General features: G+C 66.4%; 17 protein-coding genes. 10 read left to right on the forward strand and 7 right to left on the reverse strand.

Annotation, left to right across the window (positions count from 1 at the left end; all coding sequences use genetic code 11):
* Position 1: 1 nt before the first annotated feature.
* Together B133_RS0101745 and B133_RS0101750 are read left to right on the forward strand one after the other, a co-directional pair.
* Positions 2 to 1,315 (forward strand): ABC transporter ATP-binding protein, encoded by a 1,314-nt coding sequence (locus B133_RS0101745; protein WP_018598989.1) that lies wholly within the window; start codon positions 2 to 4, stop codon positions 1,313 to 1,315.
* On the forward strand, positions 1,312 to 1,911 hold the full coding sequence (locus B133_RS0101750) for a suppressor of fused domain protein (RefSeq protein ID WP_018598990.1): 600 nt from the start codon (positions 1,312 to 1,314) through the stop codon (positions 1,909 to 1,911). The genes B133_RS0101745 and B133_RS0101750 overlap by 4 nt, the downstream gene beginning before the upstream one ends.
* Position 1,912: 1 nt before the next feature.
* On the opposite strand, the gene corA is transcribed toward B133_RS0101750, so the two are convergent.
* Positions 1,913 to 3,019 (reverse strand): magnesium/cobalt transporter CorA, encoded by a 1,107-nt coding sequence (gene corA, locus B133_RS0101755; RefSeq protein ID WP_018598991.1) that lies wholly within the window; start codon positions 3,017 to 3,019, stop codon positions 1,913 to 1,915.
* A gap of 135 nt (positions 3,020 to 3,154) precedes the next feature.
* Here corA and B133_RS0101760 point away from each other — a divergent pair, with 135 nt between their 5' ends.
* Together B133_RS0101760 and B133_RS0101765 are read left to right on the forward strand one after the other, a co-directional pair.
* Positions 3,155 to 4,357 (forward strand): NADP-dependent malic enzyme, encoded by a 1,203-nt coding sequence (locus B133_RS0101760; RefSeq protein ID WP_018598992.1) that lies wholly within the window; start codon positions 3,155 to 3,157, stop codon positions 4,355 to 4,357.
* A gap of 17 nt (positions 4,358 to 4,374) precedes the next feature.
* The gene (locus B133_RS0101765) at positions 4,375 to 5,211 is read left to right on the forward strand and encodes a glycine betaine ABC transporter substrate-binding protein (protein ID WP_198290969.1); all 837 of its coding nucleotides are present in this window, start codon (positions 4,375 to 4,377) and stop codon (positions 5,209 to 5,211) included.
* Here B133_RS0101765 and B133_RS0101770 read toward each other — a convergent pair.
* The 3 genes from B133_RS0101770 to B133_RS0101780 all read right to left on the reverse strand — a co-directional run bounded on the left by B133_RS0101770 (position 5,208) and on the right by B133_RS0101780 (position 10,761).
* Complete coding sequence (locus B133_RS0101770) at positions 5,208 to 6,032, reverse strand: SDR family oxidoreductase (RefSeq protein ID WP_018598994.1); 825 nt, start codon at positions 6,030 to 6,032, stop codon at positions 5,208 to 5,210. The two genes, B133_RS0101765 and B133_RS0101770, sit on opposite strands and share 4 nt — an antisense overlap.
* A 120-nt stretch (positions 6,033 to 6,152) precedes the next feature.
* Positions 6,153 to 9,803 (reverse strand): multifunctional oxoglutarate decarboxylase/oxoglutarate dehydrogenase thiamine pyrophosphate-binding subunit/dihydrolipoyllysine-residue succinyltransferase subunit, encoded by a 3,651-nt coding sequence (locus B133_RS0101775; protein ID WP_369751475.1) that lies wholly within the window; start codon positions 9,801 to 9,803, stop codon positions 6,153 to 6,155.
* 208 nt (positions 9,804 to 10,011) lie between these two features.
* Positions 10,012 to 10,761: a hypothetical protein gene (locus B133_RS0101780; protein WP_018598998.1), complete on the reverse strand. Its 750-nt coding sequence runs from the start codon at positions 10,759 to 10,761 to the stop codon at positions 10,012 to 10,014.
* Between the two features lie 172 nt (positions 10,762 to 10,933).
* On the opposite strand from B133_RS0101780, the gene B133_RS0101785 reads away from it, so the two are divergent.
* Positions 10,934 to 12,214 carry a multidrug effflux MFS transporter gene (locus B133_RS0101785; protein ID WP_026255858.1) on the forward strand — a complete coding sequence of 427 codons (1,281 nt, stop codon included), beginning with the start codon at positions 10,934 to 10,936 and terminating at the stop codon, positions 12,212 to 12,214.
* Between the two features lie 102 nt (positions 12,215 to 12,316).
* Entirely contained in the window at positions 12,317 to 14,266 is a 1,950-nt protein-coding gene (locus B133_RS0101790; RefSeq protein ID WP_018599000.1) for an MFS transporter, read from the forward strand.
* On the opposite strand, the gene B133_RS0101795 is transcribed toward B133_RS0101790, so the two are convergent.
* The 3 genes from B133_RS0101795 to B133_RS0101805 all read right to left on the reverse strand — a co-directional run bounded on the left by B133_RS0101795 (position 14,263) and on the right by B133_RS0101805 (position 19,217).
* A complete protein-coding gene (locus tag B133_RS0101795; protein WP_018599001.1) occupies positions 14,263 to 17,646 on the reverse strand; it encodes a TM0106 family RecB-like putative nuclease in 3,384 nt (1,127 codons plus the stop codon). The genes B133_RS0101790 and B133_RS0101795 overlap by 4 nt on opposite strands.
* Before the next feature lie 60 nt (positions 17,647 to 17,706).
* Positions 17,707 to 18,576: a hypothetical protein gene (locus B133_RS0101800; RefSeq protein WP_026255859.1), complete on the reverse strand. Its 870-nt coding sequence runs from the start codon at positions 18,574 to 18,576 to the stop codon at positions 17,707 to 17,709.
* A 116-nt stretch (positions 18,577 to 18,692) separates the two neighbouring features.
* Positions 18,693 to 19,217: an LppP/LprE family lipoprotein gene (locus B133_RS0101805; protein WP_369751476.1), complete on the reverse strand. Its 525-nt coding sequence runs from the start codon at positions 19,215 to 19,217 to the stop codon at positions 18,693 to 18,695.
* 98 nt (positions 19,218 to 19,315) lie between these two features.
* On the opposite strand from B133_RS0101805, the gene B133_RS0101810 reads away from it, so the two are divergent.
* The 4 genes from B133_RS0101810 to B133_RS0101825 are packed head-to-tail and all read left to right on the forward strand — an operon-like array spanning position 19,316 to position 23,866.
* Complete coding sequence (locus tag B133_RS0101810; RefSeq protein WP_018599004.1) at positions 19,316 to 21,031, forward strand: DEAD/DEAH box helicase; 1,716 nt, start codon at positions 19,316 to 19,318, stop codon at positions 21,029 to 21,031.
* Positions 21,028 to 22,179 (forward strand): acyltransferase, encoded by a 1,152-nt coding sequence (locus tag B133_RS0101815; protein ID WP_018599005.1) that lies wholly within the window; start codon positions 21,028 to 21,030, stop codon positions 22,177 to 22,179. Before B133_RS0101810 ends, B133_RS0101815 begins: the two co-directional genes overlap by 4 nt.
* 46 nt (positions 22,180 to 22,225) lie before the next feature.
* Positions 22,226 to 22,936: a siderophore-interacting protein gene (locus B133_RS0101820; RefSeq protein ID WP_018599006.1), complete on the forward strand. Its 711-nt coding sequence runs from the start codon at positions 22,226 to 22,228 to the stop codon at positions 22,934 to 22,936.
* Positions 22,937 to 22,993: 57 nt separating this feature from the next.
* The gene (locus tag B133_RS0101825) at positions 22,994 to 23,866 is read left to right on the forward strand and encodes a rhomboid family intramembrane serine protease (protein ID WP_081618157.1); all 873 of its coding nucleotides are present in this window, start codon (positions 22,994 to 22,996) and stop codon (positions 23,864 to 23,866) included.

Here is a 23,866-nt window from a genome sequence, read left to right on the forward strand (position 1 = left end):
GATGGCCGAGATTGTGTTGGACCGGGTGACCAAGAGTTACCCCGACGGCGCAGGCGGTGTCCGGGAAGCCGTCAAAGAACTGTCCATGACCATCGCAGACGGCGAGTTCATCATCTTGGTCGGACCATCCGGGTGCGGCAAATCCACCACGTTGAACATGATCGCGGGCCTGGAGGACATCTCGTCGGGCGAGTTGAGCATCGGCGGGGAGCGGGTCAACGAGAAGGCCCCCAAAGACCGCGACATCGCCATGGTGTTCCAGTCCTACGCGCTGTACCCGCACATGACGGTCCGCCAGAACATCGCCTTCCCCCTCACACTGGCCAAGATGAAGAAGGACGAGATCGCGGCCAAGGTCGAGGACACCGCCAAGATCCTCGACCTGACCGAGCTGCTGGACCGCAGGCCGGCCCAGCTGTCCGGCGGTCAACGTCAGCGGGTGGCGATGGGGCGGGCAATTGTTCGTAGCCCCAAGGCATTCCTGATGGACGAGCCGCTCTCCAACCTGGATGCCAAACTACGGGTTCAGATGCGCGCGGAGATCTCGCGGTTGCAGAGCCGGCTGGGCACCACGACGGTGTACGTCACCCACGACCAGACCGAGGCGATGACGCTGGGGGACCGCGTAGTGGTGATGCTCGCCGGCGTGGTGCAACAGATCGGTACCCCCGACGAGCTCTACAAGAACCCGGTCAACCTGTTCGTGGCGGGTTTCATCGGATCGCCTGCGATGAACTTCTTCCCGGCGACGTTCACCGATGTGGGAGTGCGGTTGCCGTTCGGTGAGGTGACGCTGAGTCCGCAGGTGCACGAGTTGCTGGACCGAGCGCCCAAGCCGGACAACATCATCGTCGGTATCCGGCCCGAGCATCTCGAAGACGCGTCGCTGCTGGATGGGTACGCCCGAATCCGGGCACTGAGCTTCACCGTGCGTGCCGACATCGTCGAATCGCTGGGCTCCGAGAAGTACGTGCACTTCACCACTGAGGGCGCGGGCGCCCGCGCGGCCCAGCTGGCCGAGTTGACGGTCGATTCCGGCGTGGGCGAAAATGAGTTTGTGGCAAGGGTTTCCGCCGAGTCCAAGGTGAGGGCCGGTGAGCAGATCGAGCTCGCGTTCGACACCTCGAAGTTGGTCATCTTCGACGTCGACTCAGGTCTGAACCTGACCCGCACACCTGAGCCCGAGGCGGCGCCTGAAGTTGCCGTAGCAGCAGAGGCGGAAGTCGAATCGGAGACGGAGCCGGAAACTGAGACCGAGGTGGTCGAGGACACCGAGGTGGAGCCGGCCGCAGAGTCCGAGTCGAAGAACGAGTGACCGACGTCCTGGCGGTCGTGCGCGCGCGGCTGGAGGAGCACTTCGCGGCCGTGGGCATCACCGCCGACCCCGTCGGCGCGAGCGTCACCTTCCTGGGCACCGAACGTATCGAGGTGCTGCGCTTCGGACCGGATCCTCGACTCGACGGGGTGTATCACTATGTGACGCTGGGCTGTTCGCGTCACCCGATGTTCGATCCCACGGAATTTGTCGCCGACCCCGTACACGGTCCGCGAGCCGAGGTGGTGGTCTCCCTACGCGGACCGACACCGACGGGACTGGCCCGGTCGATGGCGATACTCGCCGCGGCGCCCGCGGTCGAGGGGCTCGTGCTGGAGGCTGATGCCCTGGTCGATCTGGAGACCCCTTTGTTCGCCGCGGCGCCGTTCACGGCTTTCCTGTTGGGGCCCAGCGATATCGGCGAGATTGTGCTTCCGGATCCGCTGGCGGCGGTGAATGTCTTTGCGGCGACACCGATCACCGCGACCGAGGCGGCATGGGTCCGGCTCAAGGGTGCCGATGCCATGCGTGAGGCGTGGCAGGCTGACGGCGTGGACGTGCTGAATCCTGCCCGCAGGGCGGCCAATCCGACGTGAGTCAGAGCCAGTCGTTCCTGCGGAACGTGCGGTACAAGACCAGGCATACCGTCAGCATCAGGGTCAGAACACCGGGATAGCCCCATACCCAATGTAATTCGGGCATATTGTCGAAGTTCATACCGTAGATTCCGGCCAGCGCGGTCGGTACCGCCGCGATGGCGACCCAGGCCGAGATCTTGCGCATATCGACGTTCTGCTGCATCGCGACCTTGCCGAGCGCCGCCTGCACCAGCGAACTCAGCATCTCGTCGTAGCTGGAGATCCGTTCCGAAGCCTGGATGGTGTGGTCGTTGACGTCACGCATGTAGCGGCGCACTTCGACGGAGATGACGTCGTTGTGGTCGGTGAGCAGCCGCTGCAATGCGAGCGTCAGCGGGCCGACGGCGCGACGCAGTTCGACGACCTCCCGCTTGAGCAGGTAGATGCTCTCGATGTTGGTCGGGATATTGGGGGAGAAGACGTTCTCCTCCATGACGTCGATGTCGGTTTCCATCAGATCGGTGACGTGGAGGTAGTGGTCCACCACGTGGTCGGTGATCGCGTGCATCACCGCGAACGGGCCCAGCGTCAGGATCGCCGGTGACTCGTCCAGGCGTTTGCGTACGCCCGCCAGCCCGCCGTGTTCGCCATGCCGGACGGTCACCACGAAGTCCGGGCCGACGAAGATCATGATCTCGCCGGTCTCGACGATTTCGCGGGCGTTGGCCACCGAGGCGTGTTCCACGTAGTTGACAGTCTTGATCACCAAGAACAACGTTTTGTCATAGCGCTCCAGCTTGGGGCGCTGATGGGCGTGCACCGCATCTTCGACCGCGAGCTCGTGCAGCCCGAAAACATCTGCGACCGACTGCATCTGATGCTCGTCGGGCTCATGCAGCCCGACCCACGCGAACGCCTTCTTGCCGGCGCTCTCCAACTCGCGCACCTTGGCCAGGGCGGCCGCATGGGTGTACTTACCGGGTAGCCTCTCCCCGTCGCAGTACACACCGCAGTCCACCATGGCTCTGGCCACCGGGACATGGATCGATTTGGCATTGTTGACGGGGGGCTTGGCCCGTGCCGCGGGGCGCAGCAGTGAAGGCGGTAGCGCGCGGAACGAGGGCATTCGCTGGGCCTCCCATCAGCTGTGACCCGCACCCGATCGGGCCCGTTGAATCGTACGCGCACAACCTGTCACCAAGCGCTCACGAGAGGCGAAAACCCGGCCCTTCGAGTTTGGTCTGTGAAGTACCCTTGCGCGGTGCCGGAAAGTACTGACGCCTCGTCGTCTGAGGACTCCGCGGTTACGCGCACTCCCCAAGTTGTCATCGAAGACGCAGAGATCTTCGCCGCCCATGAAGGCGGCAAGCTGTCGGTGGCGCTGAAGTCGCCGCTGGACACTCAGCGAGCCTTGTCGATCGCCTACACCCCTGGTGTTGCCCAGGTCAGTCGGGCCATCGCCACGGATCGCACCCTGGCCGCCAAGTACACCTGGGCCAACCGGTTGGTTGCCGTGGTCAGTGACGGCAGCGCGGTGCTCGGCCTCGGCGACATCGGAGCGGCAGCCTCACTGCCGGTCATGGAAGGCAAGAGTGCGCTGTTCAAGTCGTTCGGCGGGCTGGACTCCATCCCGATCGTGCTGGACACCAAGGACCCCGACGAGATCGTCGAGACCCTGATTCGGCTGCGTCCCACCTTCGGTGCGGTCAACCTGGAAGACATCTCGGCGCCACGCTGTTTCGAGATCGAACGCCGCGTCGTCGAGGCCCTCGACTGCCCCGTCATGCACGACGACCAGCACGGCACCGCCATCGTGGTGCTCGCGGCCCTGTTGGGCGCCACCAAGGCGCTCGAGCGCGACATGCGCGGCCTGCGGGTCGTCGTCTCGGGTGCCGGTGCGGCCGGTGTGGCCTGCACCAACATCCTGCTGGCCAAGGGCATCACCGATATCACGGTGCTGGATTCCCAGGGCATCGTGCATTCCGGCCGGGAAGATATGAACTCCTTCAAGACCGAGTTGGCCGGGCGCACCAACCCGCGCGGGCTCACCGGCGGCCTCGCCGAGGCGCTGAACGGCGCCGAGGTGTTCCTCGGCGTGTCCGCGGGCGTTGTGCCCGAGGAGCTCGTCGCGACGATGGCCCCCGGCAGCATCGTCTTCGCCCTGTCCAATCCGGATCCGGAGATCCACCCCGACGCGGCCCGCAAGCATGCCGCGGTTGTGGCGACCGGCCGGAGTGACTTTCCCAACCAGATCAACAACGTGCTGGCCTTCCCGGGCGTGTTCCGGGGTGCGCTCGACGCCGGCGCCCGGCGGATCACCGAGAAAATGAAGGTGGCCGCCGCCGAAGCGATCTTCTCGGTGGTCGGTGACGACCTGACCGTCGACCACATCGTGCCCAGTGCGCTCGATCCGCGGGTCGGACCGGCGGTTGCTGCGGCGGTGGCGGCCGCATCGAAAGCCTGAGCAGGCTGATTTCCATCGTGCGTCGTCGATCGGTGCTGGCTCTGGCGGTCGTCCTGGTGATCGCAGGTTGCAGTGCCCGCCCTGCGCCGGCTGCCATCGCGGTCGGGGCGGGCGCGACGCCCGAATCCACCCTCGTCGGCCAGCTGTACGCGGCCGCGCTGCGTTATTACGGCAGCCCCGCCGAGGTGACCCCGGCCGAGAATGCGCTGAACGCGCTGGACTCCGGCTCGGTGACCGTCCTGCCCGGGTTCACCGGGCGGCTGTTGGAGACGTTCGCACCCGGGGCCGCGGCGCACTCCGACGAGCAGGTCTACCGTGACCTGCTCTCGGCATTGCCGGAGGGTGTCGCCGCCGGCGACTACACCATGTCGGCACAGGACAAACCAGCCGTTGCGGTGATGGAGGCAACCGCGGCCGCCTGGGGCGGCAAAGATCTGTCCGCGCTGCGCCGCAATTGCGCCAAGGTGGTGCCCGGCGCGGTCAGGGGTTCGGCCGTGCCCGCGGTGATCGGTACCTGCCGCATGCCCAAGCCTGTCGAGTTCGCCGACCGCGCAGATCTCTTCGCCGCACTTGCGGCCGGGAAGATCAACGCGGCGTGGACCACCACAGCCGACCCGGCCAACCCGCCCGCGGTGGTGGTCCTCGCGGACCGCACTGCGATGATCCGTGCCGAGAACCTGGTGCCGCTCTACCGGCGCAATGCGCTGACCGAACGCCAGATTCTGGCGGTCAACGAGATCGCGGGCGTCCTCGACACCGGCTCACTGGCCGATATGCGCCGCCAGGTGGCCGAAGGTGCCGACCCCCGCGCGGTAGCCGACGCCTTCCTGCAGGCCAACCCGCTGGGTCACTAATACGGCAGCCTGCGGCGCATGGCAGTGGAGAACAGCCGCTGGTAGCCGGAACCGGTGATCCGGACGATCACGTCGAGCACCTTGGCGTCGGCTCCGACCAGCACCCGGGCCCGATTCTTGCGCACCGCCTCGAGGATGATCTTGGCGGCCTTCTGCGGCGTCGTGCTGGCCAACCGCTTGTCGAAGAACTGCGCCAGCTCCTTGGGATCGAGTCCCTCGGCCGCGGTGGCGTTGCGGGCGATGGCAGTCTTGATGCCGCCAGGGTGCACCGCGGTGACCTTGACGGGGTGCTTGGCCAACACCATCTCCTGGCGCAGCGCCTCGGTGAACCCGCGCACCGCGAACTTCGCCGAGTTGTAGGCGGCCTGACCCGGCACCGCGAACAGCCCGAACAGGCTGGAGACGTTGACGATGTGACCGTCACCCGAGGTGATCAGGTGCGGCAGGAACGCCTTGGTGCCGTTGACGACGCCCCAGAAGTCGACGTCCATCACGCGCTCGATGTCCTTGTAGCTGCTGACTTCGACGTCGCCGGTGAAGGCGATGCCAGCGTTGTTGTAGATCTGGTTGACCGTGCCGAAATGCTCGACGACCGCAGTGGCGTAATGCTCGACCGCTTCGCGCTCGGTGACGTCGAGCCGGTCTGCTTTCACCGGTGCACCGATTGCCTTGAGCTGTTCCTCGGTGACGGCCAGGCCTTCGGTGTCGATGTCGCTGATGGCCAGCTTGGCGCCGGAACGGCCCAGCTCGATAGCCAGTGCCTGTCCGATACCCGATCCCGCGCCCGTCACGACGGCGACCTTTCCGGCGAAGCCCTCCATACCCACTCCCTCATGTCGGTTGACTGGTGTCGAGATTAGCCGGTACCCGCGGTTCCGGCTAAGTGAGCCGGCTTGGTCGCGGTCACGAGGTGAGTTCCCACGTATGGGCGGCCCCAGCGACTACCCGAATGCGAGGTCGATGATCTCCTGCTGCTCGACGGCATGCACCTTGGTGGATCCCGATGACGGTGCCGACATGGCGCGTCGGGAGATCCGTTTGATGCCGGTGAAGTACTGCGGCAATATTTCGGGGAGGGTCAGGCCTAGGGTGGGCCAGGCGCCTTGGTTGGCGGGTTCTTCCTGGACCCAGTACTTTTCGGTGGCGTTGGGGTAGCGGTCCAGCGTTTCGGCCAAGCGGTGCTTGGGCAGTGGTGCGAGTTGTTCGAGGCGAACGATCGCGACGTCGTCGCGGTTTTCCTTGGCTTTGCGGGCGGCCAGGTCGTAGTAGATCTTGCCGCTGCACATCACGATGCGCCGGACCTTGTCGCGGTCGCCTTCCCCGTCGGTGTACGTGGGTTCTTCCAGCACCGACCGGAACTTGCTCTCGGTGAAGTCGCGGATGTCGCTGACCGCGGCTTTGTTGCGCAGCATCGACTTCGGGGTGAACACGATCAGGGGGCGCTGGATGCCGTCGAGACCGTGGCGGCGTAGCAGGTGGAAGTAGTTGGCGGGGGTGGAGGGCACCGCGATGGTCATCGATCCTTCGGCCCATAGTTGTAGGAATCGTTCGATGCGGCCGGAGGTGTGGTCAGGGCCCTGGCCTTCGTGGCCGTGGGGCAGTAGCAGGACGACGTCGGAGAGTTGGCCCCATTTGGCTTCGCCCGAGGAGATGAACTCGTCGATGATCGATTGGGCACCGTTGACGAAATCGCCGAACTGGGCCTCCCACAACACCATCGCGTCGGGGTTGCCCACGGAGTAGCCGTACTCGAAGCCGACGGCGGCGTATTCCGACAGCGCCGAGTTGTAGACCAGGAGTTTGCCGCCGGTGGGGGTGCCGTCGGTGTTGGTGGCCAGCAGTTGTAGCGGGGTGAATTCTTCACCGGTTTTGCGGTCGACGATGACGGCGTGGCGTTGGGTGAAGGTACCGCGCTGGGTGTCCTGGCCGGAGAGCCGGACCAGTTTGCCTTCGGCGATGAGTGATCCGAGTGCCAGCAGTTCGGCGAACGCCCAGTCGATTTTGCCTTCGTAGGCCATTTCGCGGCGCTTTTCCAGGACCGGCTTGACGCGGGGGTGCACGGTGAATCCGTCAGGCAGGGCCAGGTGCGCGTCGCCGATGCGGGCCAGCAGCGCCTTGTCCACCGCGGTCGCCAAGCGCTGCGGGATCTTTTGGTCGGCTTCGACGGATTCGCTTGGCTCGGCGGCGTGTTTCTCCAGTTCACGGACTTCGTTGAAGACGCGTTCGAGTTGGCCTTGGTAGTCGCGCAGGGCGTCCTCGGCTTCTTTCATGGAGATGTCACCGCGGCCGATGAGCGCTTCGGTGTAGACCTTGCGGGAACCGCGTTTGGTATCGATGATGTCGTACATATTGGGCTGGGTCATCGACGGGTCGTCACCCTCGTTGTGCCCGCGGCGGCGATAGCACAGCATGTCGATGACGACGTCTTTGTGGAACGCTTGACGGAAGTCGATCGCCAGGCGCGCCACCCAGGCACAGGCCTCGGGATCGTCGCCGTTGACGTGGAAAATCGGGGCGCCGATCATCTTCGCTACGTCGGTGCAGTACTCGCTGGAGCGGGAATCCGATGGCGCCGTGGTGAATCCGATCTGGTTGTTCACCACGATGTGGATGGTGCCGCCGGTGCGGTAGCCGTCGAGCAGGGCCAGGTTGAGCGTTTCGGCGACCACGCCCTGGCCTGCGAACGCGGCGTCGCCGTGCAGCATCAGCGGGACGACGGGGTAGTGCCCGGAGCCGTCGGCGTCTCTGCCGTCGTCGAGGAGGTCTTGTTTGGCGCGTACCAGCCCTTCCAGGACCGGGTCGACGGCTTCCAGATGGCTGGGGTTGGCGGTCAGCGACACCTGGATGTCGTTTTCGCCGAACATCTGGATGTAGTTGCCGGAGGCGCCGAGGTGGTATTTCACATCGCCGGAGCCGTGGGCCTGAGACGGGTTGAGGTTGCCTTCGAACTCGGTGAAGATCTGGGAGTAGGGTTTGCCGACGATGTTGGCCAGCACGTTGAGCCGGCCGCGGTGCGGCATGCCGACAACCACTTCGTCGAGGCCGTGTTCCGCGGCCTGATCGATCGCGGCGTCCATCATCGGGATGACGGTTTCGGCCCCTTCGAGTGAGAAGCGTTTCTGTCCGACGTATTTGGTTTGCAGGAAGGTTTCGAACGCTTCGGCGGCGTTGAGCTTGGACAGGATGTATTTCTGCTCGGCGACCGTCGGCTTGGGGTGTTTGATCTCGATGCGTTCCTGCAGCCAGCGCTGCTGCTCGGGCTCGAGGATGTGGGTGTACTCCACACCGATGTGACGGCAGTAGGCGTCACGCAGCTGGCCCAGGATGTCGCGCAGTTTCATGTACTGCTTGCCCGCGAATCCGTCGACCTTGAACACGCGGTCCAGATCCCACAGCGTCAGGCCGTGGGTCAGCACGTCGAGGTCGGGGTGGGAGCGGAAGCGGGTCTTGTCCAACCGCAGCGGGTCGATGTCGGCCATGAGATGACCGCGGTTGCGGTAGGCGGCGATCAGCTCGATGATGCGGGCGTTCTTGTCGACGATCGAGTCGGGGTTGTCGGTGCGCCACCGCACCGGTTCGTATGGGATGCCCAGCTCGAGGAAGATCTCGTCGTAGAACTCGTCGTCGAGCAGCAATTGGTGGATGGTGCGCAGGAAATCCCCGGATTCGGCGCCCTGGATGATGCGGTGGTCGTAGGTGGAGGTCAGGGTGATCAGCTTGCCGACGCCGACCTCGTTGATGCGTTCGGCGCTGGCACCCTGGAACTCCGCGGGGTACTCCATGGCGCCGGCGCCGATGATCGCGCCCTGGCCGGCCATCAGCCGCGGCACCGAGTGCACGGTGCCGATGGTGCCCGGGTTGGTCAGCGAGATGGTCACCCCGGAGAAGTCCTCGGCGGTCAGCTTGCCGTCGCGGGCGCGGCGCACGATGTCTTCGTATGCCGCGATGAACTGGCCGAACGCCATGCTCTCGCACCGCTTGATCGCCGCGACCACCAGTTGGCGGTTGCCGTCTTTGCCGGGCAGATCGATGGCCAACCCCAGGTTGGTGTGGGCCGGGGTGACGACGTTGGGTTTGCCGTCGATTTCGGCGAAGTGCCGGTTCATGCTCGGGAACGCCTTGACGGCTTGCACGATCGCATAGCCCAACAGGTGGGTGAAGCTGATCTTGCCGCCGCGGGTGCGCTTGAGGTGATTGTTGATCACCACCCGGTTGTCGATCATCAACTTCGCCGGGATCGCGCGCACACTGGTCGCCGTCGGCACCTCCAGCGAGGCGTTCATGTTCTTCACCACCGCGGCCGCTGCGCCGCGCAACACCTGCGACTCGCCATCGATCGGCGTAGCCCCGGACTTCGCCGGCCGGGGCGGGGCTGCCGGGGCCGGGATCACCGGGGTGACCGGCGCTGCCGAGGTGACCGGCGCAGCCGGGGCAGCCGAAGCGGCTTGCGCGGATGCCGCCACCGGGGTGGTTGGTGGTGCGGACTGGCTGTCTGCGGTTGCGGTTTCGGTGGGTTCAGGGGAGTAGTCGACGAGAAACTCATGCCAACTCGGATCCACAGACGACGGATCCTCGCGGAACTTGCGATACATCTCCTCGACCAACCACTCGTTCTGCCCGAATGGTGAAGGTGAACTGGTCACGGCAGCTGTTCGCCTCGATTCTTGGTCTCGGCAAGCCGTGGCAAGGAGGCTCGCCGCTCGTCTTCATCGGTTGTCTGCGGTGACCTACTTGACCGCCGTCTAAAGGCTAGCGCCTCCGAGCCGACAGCGACCACGGCACCGCCAGATGTCTGCGCTCTCAGGATCCGGCCGACGGCAGCACGCGGAGAGTCGTGGGCCACCGTGGCGGGGGCGGGCCGAACGCCTTCTGCGCGTTGCCGATGATCTTCTTACCCATCAGCCGATTGCCGACGCCGCCGACGACGGCGCCGATACCGACCGGCAGCATCTTTCCCAATGCCATGGCGCCACGTTTGAGCGTGTACTTCTTGACGAAGAACCGCATCAGCCTGGAATTGAGTTGGGTCACCGCGGGCAGCGGCAGCGTCGCCGCACCATCGGACAGCCAGGCGCCGCTGACTCTTCCAGAGCCCAGCAGATCGGCTATCGCATGCTTGCTGTCGTCACCGACGAGAACCGCGAGCACCAGCGCGCGCCGGCGCTCCTTATGGTCGGCGGGAATGCCGTGGACCTCGGCGATGGCGAGCACGAACACCGCCGTCGCCTCGAGGAACACCACGGTCTCGCCTGCGACCGCAGACAGGGCGGCCAAGGTGCCGATGCCGGGGAACGCCGCGGCCGAGCCGACTGCCGCACCACTGGCCATCACGGCGGCGATGTAGTGCTTCTCCAGCCGCGTGACGATTTCGGCCGGGGTGGCGTCGGGCCGCTGGCTGCGTAGTCTGTCGACGTAGGCCTTCACCGCCGGCGCCTGTACCCGGGAGCTACGTTCGATGATCGCCGAGAGCACCTTCGCGGCGGCACGGGGATCCTCGTCCTCGCCTTCACGGACTGCCGGCAACTGTTTCTTGGTGGACCGAGCGCTCACTTCGGGGCCTCCCCACGTGCGGGCCGACAAACATCGGCTGACTGTCCAGGCTAACGCTTACGCAACGAGTGGCGTCGGTGCCGGGTTTCCGGCAGTGACAGCGGTCACGGTTGCTGAGCAGGGGGACCCGCCCGGCGGAATAAAAAATTGGAATGCATAGCTGACCTGCTTCATGGCATCATCGCCCCACGTGGACGAGACGACAGCCAGCCAGTTCGATCACTCCTCGCGTCCGCCCGGCCGCACGCGGATGATTCTGGTGCTCGGCGCTCTCGTTGCCCTCGGTCCGCTCACCATCGACATGTATCTGCCGGCGCTGCCGAAGATCGCCGACGAGCTCACGGTGTCGTCTTCGGTCGCACAACTCACGCTCACGGGGACGCTGGCCGGACTGGCTCTGGGCCAGCTCATCGTCGGCCCGCTGTCGGATTCGCTGGGCCGTCGGCGTCCGTTGATGGCGGGCATCGTGCTGCACATGGCGGCGTCGCTGCTCTGTGTCGTCGCCCCTAACGTCACGACCCTCGGCTTGGCGCGAAGCCTGCAGGGCATGGGTGCTGCGGCCGCGTCGGTGGTGGCCGTCGCCGTCGTCGGTGACCTGTACACGGGTTCGGCCGCTGCCACTGTGATGTCCCGGCTCATGCTGGTGCTCGGTGTGGCACCGGTACTTGCGCCGTCGCTCGGTGCGGCGGTGCTGTTGAAGGGTTCGTGGCACTGGGTGTTCGTCGCTCTGGTGGTGCTGGCGGGTGCCCTGTTGCTGATGGCTGCGCTGGCGCTGCCCGAGACCCTGCCGGCCGCGCATCGGCGGCCGTTGCACGTCCGCAGCATCCTCGGCACCTATGCCGAACTGTTGCGGGACTCCCGATTCGTCATCCTGGTGCTTGTTGCGGCCCTCGGCATGTCCGGTTTGTTCGCCTACATCTCGGCCGCGCCGTTCGTGCTACAAGGGCGTTACGGCCTGGATCAGCAAGCGTTTGCGCTGGTGTTCGCCGCGGGTGCGGTGGCGCTCATCGGGTCGACGCAGTTCAACGTGGTGCTGCTGCGGCGGTTCACCCCTGTGGCGATCACCGTGAGCGCGTTGAGCGCGGCGTCGGTGGCCGGGTTGTTGTTCATCGGGCTCGCGGTGGGACAGATCGGTGGCCTGGCCGGCTTCCTGCTGCCGGTGCTGGCCATCCTGGCAGCGATGGGATTGGTGATCCCGAACGCCCCCGCGGTCGCGTTGTCGCGGCATCCGGACGCCGCCGGGACTGCCGCGGCGCTGCTGGGCGCGGCCCAATTCGGACTCGGCGCTGCGGTCGCGCCGGTGGTCGGTGCGCTCGGCAACGGTGCGCTGGCACTGTCGGTGGTGATGACCGCGGGCGTGGTGATCGCTCTGTCGGCGCTGCTGCTGGTCGGTGCGCGGCGGGAGGACACGGCAGTCGGGATCGTCCCGGCGGCCGTCGTCGAACCGGCTTGACCGATGCCCCCGCCAGCCCGACTTGTCGGGAGGGTGGTGGGTCCGTAGCGTCGGCTGGGGCATCACCACCTGCTGAGCCGATTGCCCTCACTTACTGATCACATGTTCGAGACATTGAACGCCCGCTTCACGGGCCACCCTGCCAGCCACAACCCGTGGAACGCGTTGTGGGCGATGATGGTTGGCTTCTTCATGATCTTGCTCGACGCCACCATCGTGGCCGTCGCCAACCCGACCATCATGCAGCGCCTAGGGGCCGACTACGACGGCGTGATTTGGGTCACCAGCGCCTACCTGCTGGCCTATGCCGTGCCGCTGCTGGTGTCCGGTCGTCTCGGCGACGTGTACGGACCGAAGAACCTCTACCTTGCCGGGCTGGCGGTTTTCACCGTGGCGTCGCTGTGGTGCGGGCTGGCCGGCAGCATCGGGATGCTGATTGCCGCGCGGGTCGTGCAGGGCATCGGTGCAGCTTTGCTGACACCCCAGACCCTCTCGACCATCACCCGGATCTTCCCGCCGGAGCGGCGCGGTGTGGCGATGAGTGTGTGGGGTGCGACGGCCGGCGTGGCCACGTTGGTCGGTCCGCTGGCGGGCGGCATCCTGGTCGGCGGGCTGGGCTGGCAGTGGATCTTCTTCGTGAACGTGCCGATCGGGATCATCGGATTCGGTCTGGCGGTCTGGCTGGTGCCGGTGTTGCCGACCACCCCGCACCGGTTCGATCTGCTCGGCGTTGCGTTGTCCGGCATCGGCATGTTCCTCGTCGTGTTCGCCCTGCAGGAGGGACATTCCCACCACTGGGCGCCCTGGGTGTGGGGCACGCTGGCCGCCGGCGTCGTAGTGATGGCCGGCTTCGTTTACTGGCAGTGGGTCAACACCGCCGAACCGCTGATCCCGTTGCACATCTTCACCGATCGGGATTTCAGCCTGGCCAATGTCGGGGTTGCGACCATCGGATTCGCCGTGACGGCGATGATCTTGCCGCTGATGTTCTATGCGCAGTCGGTGTGTGGGCTGTCTCCGACCGAGTCAGCGCTGCTGACCGCCCCGACGGCAATCGCCAGCGGATCCCTGGCCCCGCTGGTGGGCCGCATCGTCGACCGCTCGCACCCGCGGCCGGTGGTCGGTTTCGGCTTTGCCGCCATGGCGATCGGCCTGACTTGGCTGTCGATCGAGATGACTCCGACCACGCCGATCTGGCGGCTGGTGTTGCCGCAGGTGTTGATGGGCGTGGGGATGGCATTCATCTGGTCGCCGCTGGCCGCCACCGCGACCCGCGACCTGTCGCCGCGCCTGGCCGGCGCCGGCTCGGGTGTGTACAACGCCACCCGGCAGGTGGGGTCGGTCCTGGGCAGCGCCGGCATCGCGGCCTTCATGACATGGGAGATCGCGCGGCAAATGCCGGGGCCCGCCCCGGTGGTGCCGCGGGCCGAGACGGCCGCGACGGTCCTGCCGGGATTCCTGCACGAGCCGTTCGCCACGGCGATGGCGCAGTCCATGCTGCTGCCGGCCTTCGTCGCGCTCTTCGGCGTGGTTGCGGCGTTGTTCCTGCGCGGCTCCGGCGAGGTTGCCGGCGCGGCCGACGACTATGCCGAAGACGATGCCGACACCGACGACGGCGGTGACGAGCCGACCGACGTACTGCGCGTGGTGGGCCCGGCCAACCACTACCTGCCCGGGTATCCCGACGACGACGAGTACATCGAGTACACCGTGGCGTGGGAAGAGCCCGCGCCGGATCCGGTGACAGAGCCGCTGCCTGTGCCAGTTGTCCGTCCGGTCGATCCGCTGACGTCCTCGGTACCGCCCGCTGCCGTCCCCGAGGCCGACGATCCGTGGCAGGCAATTCTCGATCAGCTCATGGCCGATATGCCGGCGAATTCGTCTGATGAGCTGATCGGTCACGCGCACAACGGGTTTCATGTCGATTCCGGGCAGCATTTCCGGCGGATGGAACCGCCGGGCGGGGCACACCGGCGGGTCAACGGCAATGACTATGGCGGAGACCCCGACGACAACCGGTCCTACGGCCGGCATTCGCGCCCGGGGGATTAGCGCTCGCCGAGCGCCAGGAACGCGCCCAGCTCGACGATGCCTGCCGGGGTGGCCGGCAGATAGTCGGTGAGCGCCGCGGAACGCACGATCACAGCGGTGTACTTGGCCCGGCTCACTGCTACGTTGAGTCGATTGCGGTTGAGCAGGAACGAGATTCCGCGGGGAACGTCATCGATCGACGACGCGACCATGGAGATGAACACCACCGGTGCCTGCTGGCCCTGGAACTTGTCCACCGTGCCGGCCCGCACCTCGGTCAGCCCGGCGGCATCCAGCTGCCGGCGCAGCATCACCACCTGGGCGTTGTACGGCGTCACGACCAGCACCTGCTCTTGCGTCAACGGACCGCTGCCGTTCTCGTCGGTCCATGTCGAGCCGAGCAGCCGGCCGACCTCGGTGACGATGGCACCGGCCTCTTCCGGGCTGTCGGTGGCGTTGCCGTCGTGCTCAATGGTCAGCAGCCGCACTCCGGGCTCGCAGCCGTCGAGCCGGCGGGCCCCGGTCATCGTGTCCACCGAATACAGCCGACCGGCGTAGGACAACCGCGACACGGCTGCACACACCGTGGGATGCATGCGATACGAGCGGTCCAGGAAATAGCCCAGTTCGGTGGGCAGGGTGTGGTGATCGCCCACCAGCCAGCCCAACGCCGAGGTATCGACCGGCTCGGGGTGCGTGCCCGCACTGACTTGCGGCAGCTGCTGCGGGTCACCCAGCAGCAGCAGATTGGCTGCGGCCGGTGCTACGGCGATGGTATTGGCGAGGCTGTACTGGCCGGCCTCTTCGACGACGAGCAGATCCAGGCCGCCCGGGGGCACCCGCGCCGCGTTGGCGAAATCCCATGCCGTGCCGCCGATGACGCATCCCTGGTGATCAGAGATGAACGCCGGGTAATCTTTCTCGTCGAGTTCGGTCCAGCACGGATCGTCATTGCGGCCTTTCTTGGCGACGCGCGCCGCATCCACGCTGGCCTTGACGATATCGCGAAAGAGATTCTCCACCACCGCATGTGATTGGGCGACCACGCCGACGCGCCAGCGATGTTCGTTGACGAGCCGGGCGATCACCGCAGCGGCGGTGTAGGTCTTGCCGGTGCCGGGCGGCCCGTGCACGGCCAGGTACGACGAGTCCAGATCCAACAGCGCCGCGGTGATTTGCTCCTCGACGCGTCGGTCATCGTGGGGGATGGGTGCGCCGCTGCGGGTCCGGGGCGGCCGGCGCAGCAACACATCGACGACGCCGGTGGCCGGCAACCGAGGCAGACCCGCAGCGATCTGGGTCGCCGTGGTTTCGATGGATTCACGCAGCGCCGTGGTACGGATCGGCGGCCCCGGCGTCAACGCGAACGGCGTCTGATCGAATACGGTGCCGCCCTTGGGTTCCCGCTCGGTGACCAGCACCTCGGTGGGTGCGGCCGGGTCGTCGCAGTCCAGCACCTGCACCGATCCGAACGCCCTGCGCTGCAGATCATAGAGCGCATACATCTCCCGGCCCAGCTCGCCGTTGGCCAGCATGCCGCGCAGCAGCACCTGCCGTTGCGGTTTGCGGGCCCGGGGCGGGGTGTGCCAGTCGGTGACGACGGTCGCCGTCTCGACGACGAAAACCCCGGTGCTGTCGGCCCATTCGTCGACCGGATGGTTCAGCCGATCGAAATGCCCCCACCAGTACGGCTTGTCTTCACGGCGGTGGTAGCCCCGGGCGGCTGAGGTCATCGCCACCGCCTGCTGCTCGGGGCGGCGTTCGCCGTCGCCGACAAACCGTCTCAGAGTGCGCGCCAACTCGTCCTCGGGCTCGGTTGGGCCCCCGTCGATCACGGGTTGGGGGCCCAGGGGCGGCACGGCCGACTCGATGGCCCGGTTGATCAGCCAGTCACGCAGGTTGCGAGTAGAGACGCAGTCATACCGGTTGTAGTCCTCGATCTCTTTGAGTACGAGCGCTGCGTCGTCGTGGCGCTCATCGGCGCGCAGGGCACAGTACTTTGCGTACTGGGTGATGGAGTCGGTGGCCGTAGTGACGTCCCCGCTGCGCAGCTGCGCTCCCATGTACAGCGGTTCAAGCGATTTCAGGCTGTAGTTCTTCGTTCCGACGCGAATACTCTTGCGCACCAATGGATACAGGTCGACCAGTACGCCGCTGCGGAGCAACTCGTCGACGGCGTCCTCGCCTTCGCCGTAGCGTCCGGCCAGCCGCAGCAGGGCCGTCTTCTCGTAGGCCGCGTAGTGGTAGATGTGCATGTTCGGGTAGCGCTTGCGCCGCTGGCGCACGAGCTTGAGAAAATCGCGCAGCGCCTGGCGTTCCTCGGCGCGGTCGTGTGCCCACAGCGGGTGAAAGTCCTCGGCCTTGGTGCCGAGCACACCGAACATGTATTCCAGACCCCACTGCCTGCCGTCGTCGGTCCACAGCGGGTCGCCCTCGAAGTCGAAGAACAGATCGCCCTTGTCCGGGTCGGGCAGTTGCATGAGCGGCTGGGCATCGATCACCTGGAACGGTGGCTTGCCGTCGACCTGCTCGGCGCGCTGCAACCGCGCCTGCGCGGTCAGATTGGTCAGGATGCGGGGATGCAGACCGGCGACGGGGCCCTCGTGGCGGGCGAGTTCGGCCACCGTGGTGATGCCCGAGTCGATCAGCCGGGCCCGCTGGCTCACCCTCATACCCGCGACCAGCAACAGATCGTCGTGTGCGCTGACCTGCTCGGCGCATTCCGGGCACCGGAAGCACGCCCGGACATTGTCGTCCCAACTGACCGGCCGGCCGGTAGCCAGGTGCTCGTCGAGCAGACGCTGCAGGGCGTCGCGGCGCGGCCGGTACACGCCGAGTAGTTCGTCGACCGGGTAGGACGCGACGGCACTGTCGCCCAGCACCAGCTCGACCTCATCGTCGACCGGCACACCTGCCGCGGTCAACGTCTGGTGATAGGCCGCGAGTTGTAGCAGCGCCTCGACCTTCACGGAGCGGGCCAGTTTGGTGTCGCGCAACTTGTAGCGTTCGCCGGCCCCAGATCCGGTCAACACCAAAAAGTCGGCGAAGCCTGCGAACCGGCCGTCGAACATCGCGGCCTGATAGATCACGGGAGCGCGGCGGCGCACGGCATCGAGGGTCTGTTCGGCGGCGGCAGTCAGCCCCGCAACCGTGTAGGCGGGCCTGCCGATCACCGTCACAGAAGTGTCGAAGCGCAGCTCGTCGAGGTGACGCTGCTCGTGCTCGTCGCCGAGTTGCGCGGTGCGAGCAAGCAATTCGTCGTCACCGGAAGGCGCCGGACCCCACCCGAGCCGGGCGTCGAACGAGCGCAGCAACGCGTATTCGCAACGCGCCGCTGCGGCGAGGTCCGAGGCGCTGTAGATGACCGTCCGACCTTCCCGGCGGTCCTCGGTGACGAACACGTTGTCACTGTAGGTGGGTGCGCCGACAGTCGTGGTGCCGCGAAACAGCGTGGAGAGTTGTTACGCCGCCGGCGAAGCGGCCATGGCTTCACGCTCGCGGCGAGTCCATGCTTCACGCACTCGATTGAGGATGTCGCGCGGACGGTCCTCTTTGATCACGCGAATGTGTAGCCACCTCTGGCGCCGCACCCTCCGTAACCGCTTTTCGTCCCACACATAGCGGCCCCGTTCGGCCTGATGCTGCTCTCCGTCGTACTCCAACCCGATCATCATGTCCTCCCAGCCCATGTCGAGGTAGGCGAACGGGAAGCCGTCGGGCTCGAGCACCGGAATCTGGGTCTGTGGCCGCGGATATCCGGCATCCATCACCAGCAGGCGGAGCCAGGTTTCTTTCGGTGATTGGGCGCCGGCGTCCAGCAGGGCGAGTGCCTCCCGCGCACGGCGTACTCCACGCGCACCCCGATAGTGCTCGACGAGCGGTTGCACGTGTTCAGAGCCCAGACCCGTGGTTCGTGCCAGCGCGTCGAGATGAGCCACCGCTGCCTCCCGTGGCAGATAACGGCCGAGGTCCAGTGCGGTTCGCGGGACGGCGGTGACTGCCATTCCGTTGATCTCGACCACCTCGTGGTCGCAGAGCCGGTCGTTGTGCGTCACGATGCCGCGCGGCGGACGGTTGTTTCGCCAGATGAGTTCGATGGGGGAGTCCCTGTCGACATATTCGGCGCCGTGTAGCGCGGCCGCGGCTCGACCGGTGATCACGGCACGCTGACCCGACCACAGCCAGGCGCCGACTGTATTGGCATAGAGCGATGGCTCGGCCATCCGCGGTTGGTAAATGTCGGGAAATATCGACCGATACGCGGCCCTCAAGCGGCCCCTAGTCAGTTCGCCTCGTGCTACCGCTTCGCTGCCTACGAATATCGTCCCCATGCCGCGATCGTGGTCACGGGATCCGACAAGCCGCGCCAAAATGAAGCCATGGCTGCGCAGGCGTGGCTTAAGCAACCATCAAGGCTATTTCGCGGAGAAAGGGGGAAAGTCCGTACTCAGGTGTTGCCCATCAACTCCACGCCGTTGCCGTTCCACCGGAACTTCACGACGCTGGCCAGCCCATGGAAACCGCCCGAGTACTGCAGGGCGACGGTGTCGCCGGTGCTGGTGGTCTTGTCGATGCCGTTGAACCCGTAGGTGTCGGGGACCCCGGTCGGGATGAACTTGCCGAGGTGGAACAGCACGGCGCGGGTGTTCGGATTGGGCGCGTTGGTGTTGGCCCGCACGATGACGGCCGACAACGGCGCGCATTCGTTGTAGTTGCCGGCCAGCGGCTCAGGGCTCCAGGCCTGATTGCTGCGCGGATCGCGGGGGAGTTCGGATACGGCCCGGGCGATCTCGGGCGCAGCGAGGTTGACCGCGCACGGATCCGGGGCTGCGACCGTCGGCGTCGGCGGTGCTTCAGTCGTGGTCGCCGGGGCGGTTGTCGGGGCCGGATTCGCGGACGGTTCCGGTGTTTTGGAGACGGTGGAATCCCCCGAACCGCATCCCGCCACCACGAGCACAGCCGCCGAGATCATCAAGATCTCTTTCACAGTTGGGCAACCTACCCTGATCGTTGCGGCGGATCGGGCAGGCGCGGCGGCTCGGCCGCCAACTGGCACTAGACTCTGTCCCGATGACCTCGCCAGATTCGGATACCGCAGACACCGCACCGACCTTTGCCGACCTGCAGATTCACCCAGCGGTGCTGCAGGCTGTCGCCGACGTCGGTTACGAGTCGCCTTCGGCGATCCAGGCCGCCACTATTCCACCGATGCTGGCCGGCTCCGACGTCGTCGGCCTGGCGCAGACCGGCACCGGCAAAACCGCGGCCTTCGCCATCCCGATCCTGTCCAAGTTGGACACCTCCAGCAGGGCAACCCAGGCTCTCGTGCTGGCGCCGACGCGTGAGCTGGCACTGCAGGTGGCTGAGGCGTTCGGCCGCTACGGTGCGCATCTGCCCGACGTGAACGTGCTGGCGATCTACGGCGGCTCGTCGTACGGGCCGCAGCTCGCGGGGCTCAAGCGCGGTGCGCAAGTGGTCGTGGGTACCCCGGGCCGGGTGATCGATCACCTGGAGAAAGGCCGGCTGGACCTGTCCCACCTGGACTACCTCGTGCTCGACGAGGCCGACGAGATGCTCCAGATGGGCTTCGCCGAGGATGTCGAACGTATCCTCGCCGACACCCCCGAATACAAGCAGGTCGCGTTGTTCTCGGCGACCATGCCGCCGGCCATCCGCAAGATCACCAGCAAGTACCTGCACGATCCGGTCGAAGTCACGGTCAAGGCGAAAACCGCCACGGCCGAGAACATCTCGCAGCGCTTCATCCAGGTGGCCGGCCCGCGCAAGCTCGATGCGCTCACCCGTGTGCTTGAGGTCGAACCGTTCGACGCGACGATCGTTTTCGTCCGCACCAAGCAGGCCACCGAGGAGGTCGCCGAGCGGCTCAAGGCGCGTGGTTTCTCAGCGGCAGCCATCAACGGCGACATCGCTCAGGCGCAGCGCGAACGCACCATCGCCTCGCTCAAGGACGGCAAGCTCGACATCCTGATCGCGACGGACGTGGCCGCCCGCGGGCTGGACGTGGAGCGCATCAGCCACGTGGTCAACTACGACATCCCGCACGACGTCGAGTCCTACGTGCACCGGATCGGCCGTACCGGGCGGGCCGGGCGTTCGGGTGCGGCACTGCTGTTCGTGACGCCGCGGGAACGGCATCTGCTCAAGTCGATCGAGAAGCACACCCGGTCCAAACTCGTCGAGTCCGAGCTGCCCAGCGTGGACGACGTCAACGCACAGCGGGTCCTGAAGTTCCGCGATTCCATCACCGACGGGCTCAGCGCGCCCGGCATCGAGCTGTTCCGCCGGTTGATCGAGGACTACGAGCGCGACAACAACGTGCCGCTCGCCGATATCGCCGCGGCGCTGGCGCTGCAATCGCGTGACGGTGAGGCGTTCCTGATGGTCGAGCCGCCGCCGGAGACGCGCCGTGAGCGCGCCGACCGGCCGCCGCGTGAGGACGGCCCACCCCGCAAGCGACACGAGACTCGCAGCGATCTTGCGACGTACCGCATCGCGGTGGGTAAGCGGCACAAAGTCGCTCCCGGAGCCATCGTCGGCGCCATCGCCAACGAAGGCGGCCTGCACCGCAGCGACTTCGGTCACATCTCCATCCGGGTCGACCACTCGCTGGTCGAACTGCCCGCGAAGCTGCCGCACAGCGTCTTCAAGGCGCTGGAGAACACCCGCATCCAGGGCGTACTGATCGATCTCCAGCCGGACCGTCCCCAGCGCCGGGACCGCGACCGTCAAGGTGGTGCATCCAGACCCCACCGGAAGGCCAAGTGACGCTGTCGAAAGGCGTCAAGGGGCTACCCGACCAGGGTGGGCTGGAATCGGTTTCCACCACCGATCGCGTGGCCTCGCTGACCGGTATCCGGGCCGTCGCCGCGATGCTGGTGGTGCTCACCCACGCGGCGTACACCACGGGCAAGTACGGGCAGGGCTATCTCGGGCTGGTGTACTCACGGGCCGAGATCGGCGTGCCGATCTTCTTTGTGCTGAGTGGTTTCCTGCTGTTCCGGCCGTGGGTGAAGGCGGCCGCAACGGGGTCGGAGGCACCGTCCCTGCGGCGCTACGCCTGGCACCGGGTGCGACGCATCATGCCGGCATATGTGGTCACAGTGCTCATCGCCTATTTGCTGTATCACTTCCGCACGGCCGGACCGAATCCCGGCCACACCTGGGTGGGGTTGTTCCGGAACCTGACGCTGACCCAGATCTACACCGACAACTATCTGTTCTCATTTCTGCACCAGGGCCTGACCCAGATGTGGAGCCTCGCGGTCGAGGCCGCGTTCTACGTGGCGCTGCCGCTGCTGGCCTATCTGCTGCTGGTGGTGTTGTGCCGGCGGCAGTGGCGGCCGGGCCTGCTGCTGGTCGGCTTGGCTGCGTTGGCCGCGGTGTCGCCGGTGTGGTTGACCGTCGTGCACCGCACCGCGGGGTTGCCCGACGGCGCGCGGTTGTGGCTGCCGACATATCTGGCGTGGTTCGTGGCGGGCATGGCGCTGACGGTGCTGTTGCAGCTGAAGGTGCGGGCCTATGCCATGGCGTGCCTGCCGCTGGCGGCGGTGAGCTACTTCATCGTGTCCACGCCGATCGGTGGTGCGCCGACGACGTCACCGGCGGGGCTGGGCGAGGCACTGGCCAAGACTCTGTTCTACGCGGTGATCGCGGCGCTGCTGGTGGCGCCGCCGGCGCTGGGGGATAGCGGTTGGTACGTGCGGTTTCTGGCCAGCCGCCCGATGGTCTTTCTCGGCGAGATCTCCTACGAGATCTTCCTGATCCACCTGATCGTCATGGAACTGGTCATGGTGGAGGTGCTGGAGCATCCGGTCTACACCGGATCGATGATCGAGCTGTTCGTAGTCACCATGATGCTCACCATCCCCTCCGCCTGGCTGTTGCACCGGTTCACTCGAGTTAGGGTAAGCTAACCTAATATGCGACGGCGATATGGTGCCGTGGTGAAAGGTGGCGAGCATGGGCGGCAAGCAAGCCTCACGTGGCTTGGAAGGCACGTTGGTACGGCTCTGCGGGGGCGGTGACTACGAGCTGACGGTCACCGGCCGCACCGAGCTGACGTCGAACTACCTGCGGCTGCATTTCACCGCCGCACGCTTGCTGGCTGAGCAGCGGCTACACCCGACCATGTGGGTGCGGGGCTGGTTTCCCGACGGCACCAAGGCCCACCAGCGTGGTTACACGTTGGTCAACCCGGATCCCGAGGCGGGCACCCTCGACATCGACTTCGCCATGCATGACGGGATCGCCACCCGGTGGGCAAGACACGCGGTCGCCGGCGATGTTCTCGAGGTGACGGTACTCGGCAGCAACTTCGCGCTGCCGGAACCACAGCCGGCCGGCTACGTCATCGTCGGTGACACCGCGTCGCTGCCCGCCATCAACTCGCTGCTCGACGCCATCGGCGATGCCCCGGCCCGGGTGTTCCTCGAAGCAGGGTACGACGACGACCCCGAACTGCCGATCACCGGAGCGGCCGATGTCACCTGGGTGGTCCGCGAGGGCGAGGATCTGCTGGAAGCGGTCAGTTCCTCGGCGTTCGACGCCGCCGATCACTTCGGTTGGGTCGCGTGCAACAACCGCACGACGCGCGCGGTGGCGCGGGTGTTCCGCGACGAATACCGCATCCCGCGCAAGAACATCAAGGCCCAGGCGTACTGGGCGGCCTGATCACTCGGCCATCGAGCGTCGGCCCGGGGTGTGCCGGCGCCGACTAGGCTCGGCGCCGTGAGCATCCCCGACACGCCGCAGTCACCTGCCGCGACGCCGACGTGCTACCGGCACCCCGACCGTCAGACCTACGTACGGTGCACGCGTTGCCAGCGTCACATCTGCCCGGAATGCATGCGCTCGGCCGCCGTCGGCCACCAGTGCGTGGACTGTGTCAACGAAGGGGCCAAGTCCGTGCGCGCACCGCGCACCCAGTTCGGTGGAACGGTGCGCACCGGGACTCCCGTGGTCACCTACGGGCTTATCGCCGTCAACGTGCTGATGTTCGTGCTGCAGCTCACGTCGAAGAATCTCCAGAGTGAACTGACGCTGTGGGCGCCGGGCGTCGCCATCCACGACCAGTACTACCGGCTGGTCACCTCGGCCTTCCTGCACTATGGAGCAGCGCATCTGCTGTTCAATATGTGGGCGCTCTACGTGGTCGGCCCTCCGCTGGAGGCGTGGCTCGGCAGGCTGCGCTTCGGTGCGCTCTACGCGCTCAGCGGACTGGGCGGGTCGGTGCTCGTGTATCTGCTGTCCCCGCTGGGGTCCGCGACCGCGGGTGCGTCGGGTGCGATCTTCGGGCTGTTCGGTGCGATCTTTGTGGTGGCCAGGCGGCTGCGGCTCGACGTGCGCTGGGTAGCGGCGGTCATCGTCATCAACCTCGTGTTCACGTTTGTCGGCCCAGCGCTGGGGACCGGTTCAATCAGCTGGCAAGGCCACGTCGGCGGTCTGGTCACCGGCGCCGCGGTGGCCGCAGCCTACGTGCATGCTCCGCAGCAGCACCGCAACGCGATTCAGGCCGGTGTTTCGGTGGCCATCTTGGTGCTGTTCGTCGCGCTGATCGCGGTGCGCACCAACCAGCTGCTGGCATCTTTCGGGCTGGCCTGA

Source organism: Mycobacterium sp. 155 (genome assembly GCF_000373905.1).
GTDB lineage: Bacteria > Actinomycetota > Actinomycetes > Mycobacteriales > Mycobacteriaceae > Mycobacterium.